At 44.0% G+C, this 6,599-nt stretch carries 4 protein-coding genes; 3 read left to right on the forward strand and 1 reads right to left on the reverse strand.

The annotated features are described in order from the left end of the window. Positions 1-92 precede the first annotated feature (92 nt). Complete coding sequence (locus tag AC1XUD_RS05145) at positions 93-1,484, reverse strand: DUF4932 domain-containing protein (RefSeq protein WP_483359891.1); 1,392 nt, start codon at positions 1,482-1,484, stop codon at positions 93-95. 424 nt (positions 1,485-1,908) lie between these two features. Between AC1XUD_RS05145 and AC1XUD_RS05150 the strand changes: the two genes are divergently transcribed. The 3 genes from AC1XUD_RS05150 (at position 1,909) to AC1XUD_RS05160 (ending at position 6,573) form a co-directional block, all read left to right on the forward strand. After that, positions 1,909-3,231, forward strand: a complete 1,323-nt coding sequence (locus AC1XUD_RS05150) for a gluconate:H+ symporter (RefSeq protein ID WP_483359892.1) — start codon at positions 1,909-1,911, stop codon at positions 3,229-3,231. A gap of 311 nt (positions 3,232-3,542) precedes the next feature. Further along, positions 3,543-5,711, forward strand: a complete 2,169-nt coding sequence (locus AC1XUD_RS05155) for an outer membrane protein assembly factor BamB family protein (RefSeq protein ID WP_483359893.1) — start codon at positions 3,543-3,545, stop codon at positions 5,709-5,711. An 88-nt stretch (positions 5,712-5,799) separates the two neighbouring features. After that, on the forward strand, positions 5,800-6,573 hold the full coding sequence (locus AC1XUD_RS05160; RefSeq protein ID WP_483359894.1) for a hypothetical protein: 774 nt from the start codon (positions 5,800-5,802) through the stop codon (positions 6,571-6,573). Positions 6,574-6,599: the final 26 nt, after the last annotated feature.

Consider the following 6,599-nt stretch of genomic DNA (forward strand, 5'->3'; position numbering starts at 1 on the left):
GACTAACATAGATTGTATTCAAAAATAATCATCAGCAACCTCGGTCAGCGAAACGTTTCCGAACAACAAAAAAAAGACTAAAAATAAGGTATTTAACGACCTTGCTTTGATGCCCAATCTATGATAGCCGGATACAAATCAGCAACAGTTTGAGTAGGCTTTCCTGACTTAAATAAGCGTAGCAATTCCTGATTAAATTCTCTGAATCTTTGAAAACCACGGAAGTCAACCATATTTCTTTCTATCTCGGCATTTAGCGTGCCAACTGTTTTTTTATCAAAAATGTCTGAATAGTATAGTGAGACCAAGGCGTAGTTCATATACTCTTCAAAACAAATCAAAGCATTGTCGTATGTGGAAGATGGTTTTCCCGGGGAGATCCATTCAGATAAATTTTTAAAAGTATCATTTATCAATTTGCCATATTTTTCCGCTTCGGGATTCAGATATCCATGATTAATTTCTGTGAATGCGATAATCATTCGTTTCCCTGTAAAAACATGGGCAGGTAGCCTTTTATCGTCCTCATTTGCAAATGGAAAGTTGACGTGTGCCTGAGACTCGGTAAAACCATTATCATTAAAAAAATTGGCACTTTGATTCCAACCAACCAACGGAGAAAAAATAACTTTTGTGGCGGAATACCTGGTACCGGGAAATTGTTTCTCGAGCCATATTTTCATATCAGCTATATTTATATTCTTTTCATAATCATTTTTAAGGACTGAATAATAAGTTTGCTGACTTTTGTAAAAAGCTCTGAACCCTGACTTTAGAGCGAATGCCTGCAGAAGTGGGATATAGAATTCGAGCTCATTTTTTTCTCCCCAGCTTACGCGATCGTAGATCCCTCCATTGATGATTTCATTACCCGAAAACACAAATGCATAACTATCCATCTTTAAGTGAGGATAGAAAAAGCTTGAAGAAACTTTTAGTAGCGAGTCAACAGCCAGCACAACAGAGTCCCGACTGTATGGTGAAAAATGTTCAACTACTTTTTTATAATAATCCGTGTCTTTATTGATCGCACCCGTCTTGCCATATTCGGTAAGCGCAAAGACAATATTGACAAGCTCATACACTTCTGGAATTTCGATAATAATTTTCCCATTATTTTCAGATTTATATTGATCACTGAAAGATGCTGGTTTGACTAACTTCTGCATCGTGAAAATACAGGTTACCGTGTCCTGTTTAGCTGTCCTTACAATTTTAAAGACTGTATTTTTCCGCGGTCTGAGTGTCACCGATATTGAGTCTAATTCTGATACCAGTCTAAACACAGCAGAATCATTCTTTACCACAAAGCCGTAATTGAATTGGTTACCAATTTTATTAACACCATTAAATTCATCCTTTTGACCATCCAAATACATGGTTAGGTTGTCTGAGGATGTATGTAACGTGGGAACTGATATGTTTTGGCCAAAAGCAACGAATGTGATGAACCAAATAAAAATGCTGGTGGTAAGGAATCTCATAAAGTGTACATTATCTGGAAAACCAATATTACAAAGAAAAGAAACTATTAAACAAATCGAGGAGAAAGCTACCATTGACATGTTTTCCTACCTTAAAAATTTCCAGATTAAGATTTGTCGGGCTCTTAATCGATAAAACCCTGCGATAAACCTAGGGATTTAAAGCCCGTTTGCACTATTTCACCCTTTCAGAGTTGATATGGTCAGAAAATACCCTTTCATATAATAATATCACAAATGCCTGGTTGTAGAAAGTCGGAAGGAGTTACATTATCGTAGCAAAATGTATCTGAAAAAAATCAGAACCACTCTGTGGTCAGATAGCCTTTCCCGAGACAAACAGGAACAGCAAACAAGTAGATTATTCGTGTCCTCTAGCTTGTTAGCTACTGAAACAGATCACGGATTTTTTAAGAATTAACGAATGTCTTTAACGATTACACTGGTTGGTATTCTGGCGTTGATTGCCCTCATCTCTATCGTTCGATTAAATCCTTTTCTGTCTTTTCTAACCGTATCTGTTGGAGTGGGCCTGGCGCTCGGGCTTCCTTCTCTCGCGATTGTCGAATCGGTTCAAAAAGGTATTGGCGGTACATTGGGATCCATTACGGCCATCATTGCATTAGGCGCTATGCTTGGCAAATTGGTGGCCCAGAGCGGTGCTGCTGAACGTATTGCATTTAAATTGATTGAGGTTGTCGGGACTTCAAATGCCCGATGGGCATTTATGATCACCGGGTTTATTGTGGGCCTGCCATTATTCTATTCCGTTGGATTTATGTTGCTGACCCCGGTTGTGATTACAGTGGCCTATCGCTATAAGTTACCAGCCTTGTATATCGGCCTGCCGATGCTGACGTCATTGTCAGTCACTCAAGGATACCTTCCACCCCACCCTGCCCCATTGGCAATTCTTAAACAGTTTGACGCCTCAATGGGCACCACGCTTTTTTACGGGATCATGATTTCCATTCCGGCCATATTAGTATCCGGCGCATTGTTCGGGTCGACGCTGAAAAAATATACTACTTTGCCAAATCCGGCATTCGTTGCTGCGGATATGAATTATGACAAAGCGCCGTCAACATTCACCAGTTTCTTTACCCTGTTGTTCCCTTTGCTGTTAATTGGAATAAGCACAGTGGCTAGCCCGTTTTTGCCTACCGGATCATGGATAAAAGAAGTGCTAATGTTTTTAGGTGAGCCTATCATCAGCATGTTTTTGGCTGTCATTCTCGCGTCTTACACCCTGGGATTGCAACGCGGCAAGTCGATGCAGGAGGTGACCAATCTGCTAACAGATGCCATCAAAGATATTGCCATGTTGTTACTGATTTTTGGTGGTGCAGGTGCGTTTAAGCAGGTTCTAACAGATGGCGGCGTTAATCAATCCATCGCCGCGATGATGGAACACTCGACGGTACATCCATATATACTGGGCTGGGGAATGGCGGCATTGCTTCGGGTATGCGTCGGATCATCAACAGTTTCTGGCATCACGACTGCCGGATTTATGTACCCATTACTCAAAACAACGGGTGTAGATCCAAATCTGATGGTACTGAGTATCGGAGCCGGCAGCATGATGTTCTCTCACGTAAATGATACCGGCTTCTGGCTCTTTCGGGAGTATTTCCAATTCTCAATGAAAGACACACTAAAAACCTGGTCCATTATGGAAACGCTGGTTTCGGTCACCGGTTTAGCGGGTGTGATGGCGCTAGGCTGGATTCTTGACTTGCTGTGATGTTCGAAGTTTTTGGTTTCAAGTTTTCCGTAGTTTAAAAACACGAAATCATATAAATTACCATCTCCGACGGTAGCCACATATTCGCAACATGTTGGTTTCATTTATACAGAAAGGAACTGAATTTGTTACATTATAATCAGAGGAAACGCAGACCATCACAGACGATTAACTATTCGCCAACTTCGATTAACAACCTACAAAACTGAGTAAAGCACTTCACGCAACCCCTTGCTCATCAATTAATCAAGTAAAATAAACCCGCAGGCATCTTTATTCCAAAAGTCACCTCTCTATTCGTTCCAGCGTCGATGACATTTCGAAAGAAATCAATAGATCAGTTATTTGGCAGAACTTTCTTATTGCTGGGCGCTATCGCTTTCGTCGTTTTTGCGGCTATGCAAAACAGACGCGGTGATGATCGATCATGGAGTATCTACAAGGCGGATCAGGCAAGTACCAGTTTTTCGCCTCTGGATCAGATCAACACAAAAAACGTTCACAACCTGATCCCCGCCTGGACTTCTTCCTTCGTGGATATGAAAGAGGGCGCGCGGCCTGGCAGCAGCGAATGCAACCCAATCATTGTAGATGGCGTGATGTATATTACTTCTGCCAAACACTGGGTATATGCTCTGGACGCAGCGACGGGCAAACAACTCTGGTCATTCGATCCCTTTGACGGGGCAGAAGGAGGTGGGGTGAGCCGTGGTGTGACTTATTGGGAAAAGGGAGATGACAAACGCATTCTAGTTACTGGCGGAGATATACTTTTTGCGCTTGATGCAGAAACGGGAAAGCCCATCCCCACATTCGGCACTGAAGGGCGCGTAAGCATGAACATTGGTTTGCGCGACGCCCCGGAAACCATATCCGTGATTCCCACATCGCCGGGTATTGTGTTTGAAGACCTGCTTATTATGGGTGCCGAAGTATCAGAACTTTATGGGGCGCAGCCGGGGTATATCAGAGCATATCACTGTCAAACGGGAAAGCTTGTCTGGACGTTTCATACTATACCTCTCCCAGGTGAACCCGGCTATGAAACCTGGCCCAAAGACGCGTATAAATATGCTGGTGGAGCGAACGACTGGGCCGGGATGAGCGTAGATACCAAAAGAGGAATGGTGTTTCTGGCACTAGGCTCGCCCTCATATGATTTCTACGGCGCGGACCGGATCGGCGATAATCTTTATGGCAATAGTGTTGTAGCGCTGGACGCAGCAACCGGGAAGTATATATGGCATTACCAGATCGTCCATCATGATCTTTGGGATTATGACCTTCCGGCCCCACCGAACCTAGTCACAGTGGAGCGGGACAAAATGCAAATCGACGCTGTGGCGCAAGTGACCAAACACGGTTTTGTTTTTGTTTTCGACAGGGAAACGGGCAAACCATTGTTTCCTGTCGAAGAACGAAAAGTGCCTGCCTCGCGGATTCCGGGAGAAAAAACGGCCGAAACTCAGCCGTTTCCTTTGATACCAAAACCATTTGCCCGGCAATGGATGACCGAGCAGGATCTGACGAATTACTCAGCGGCTGGGCATGACTCAATTGTGAAAAAATTCCGTTCCATGCGTTATGAGGGGCTTTTTACACCTCCGGACCTAAAAGGAACCCTCATGTTACCGGGCACTCGGGGTGGTGCCGAATGGGGAGGTGCCGCGTATGATCCGGGCACGAGCATTCTTTATGTCAAGTCAAATGATTCACCTGAGATACAAACGATAAAAAAAGTGGATCCCGAACTCGAAGCACAAAATCAGACTGTTTTTCAGCAAGGGAAGGCCCTCTATATGACCTACTGCGTGAGTTGTCATGGCAAAGACAAGAACGGAGACGAGCCCAATTATCCTTCGTTGATCGGCTTGAAAAACAGGATGACCAGAGAAGCTGCACTGGATAAGATTAAAAAAGGGGGTGGTAAAATGCCTGCATTCGCGACAGCCGTTCGCGGAAAAGAAAAAGGAATCATTGCGTTCTTATACGAACGGGAACAAAACAGTGCAAAGGTGACCAAGCAAGAAACCGGTCAAACCAAGGCGGGAGCGGACAAATATCTGAATTTGACTGCATATGGCCATTTTCGTGATCCTCAAGGCAACCCTGCGCTCCGACCACCCTGGGGAACATTAAGTGCCATCAATCTCAATTCCGGAGAATATACCTGGCAGATAACGCTGGGCAATAGCGAAAAACATCGAACTCCTGGTACTGCGGAGACAGGCCAGGAAGGCTCCGCCGGACCAATCGTGACGGCGGGAGGTATCATATTCATCGCAGGCACGAATGACCAAATGTTTCGAGCATTGGATAAAAAAACCGGTTCGCTTCTGTGGCAGATCCAATTACCCGGGGTGGCCAATGCCACCGCGTGCACGTATATGGCAGGTGGGCAGCAATTTGTAGCACTTTCTGTAGGGGGCACAAAAGAAAACCCATCAGGGTTCGTCATGGCTTTTGCTCTGCCGCGGTAGTGAGAGAAATATTTACAAAGCAAGCCTCACATTTCCAACCATTTACAGTGAAATGGCATCCTGACTGCATAGCTAAACTCACATCCTTATGAAAAACCTCTTCACCCTACTACTCCTTTTACCATTTTTGATTTCCTGCCAGCCTGACGAGCCATCCGAATTTGGAATCGAACCTAAACTTGCCGCGTACAATGACGAAGCGCAAGTGCAGAAAAAGACCAGTTGTATAGATGCCAATTGTAAGGAGATCATGAACGAGGATAAATACATCTATAATGCCACGGGAAAACTAACGAAGATTGAAAATATTGCAAGAACTGGCAACGCAACGATGGACATTTATGGCTACGTCGAATATACATATGATGCATCCGGACGGCTGACACACACCGCAACCTTCAGCAGAATTTACGAAGATAGCTGGGCTCTAACCAACGAAACTGAGTTTGAATACACAGACGGTATAGTAACGTTGGAAAAAACATATAGCAATCAAATTTCTTCTGGTACCAAAACCCTGATACGGTCGCTTGCTCACGAATATAAGGATGGCAAAAAAATGGGTCAGCGTTATTTGGACGGCCAGAATAAACTACTGTACCGTGTTGAATACGGGTACAAAAACAATGTTCTGAATCTCGAAACCTGGTATGATTCTGAAGACAAAGCCAACCGGACTTTCGAACACACATTTTCCGGTAACCGCAGACAGATTGGGGAATACTTACTGTCATCGCGGGAACTTCTGGCCATGATCGAAAAAACCTACGACGAACAGGGAAGATTAGCCACGCAAACGACAAAGGTGAATAATCCTTTCCTGTGTTCTTTGGCGCCAGGTATAATCAAATATAGTTATTAAAAGGTAATGAGGGAGGTAAGGCTCCT

Source organism: Dyadobacter sp. HNCC25DJ184, from assembly GCF_056895215.1.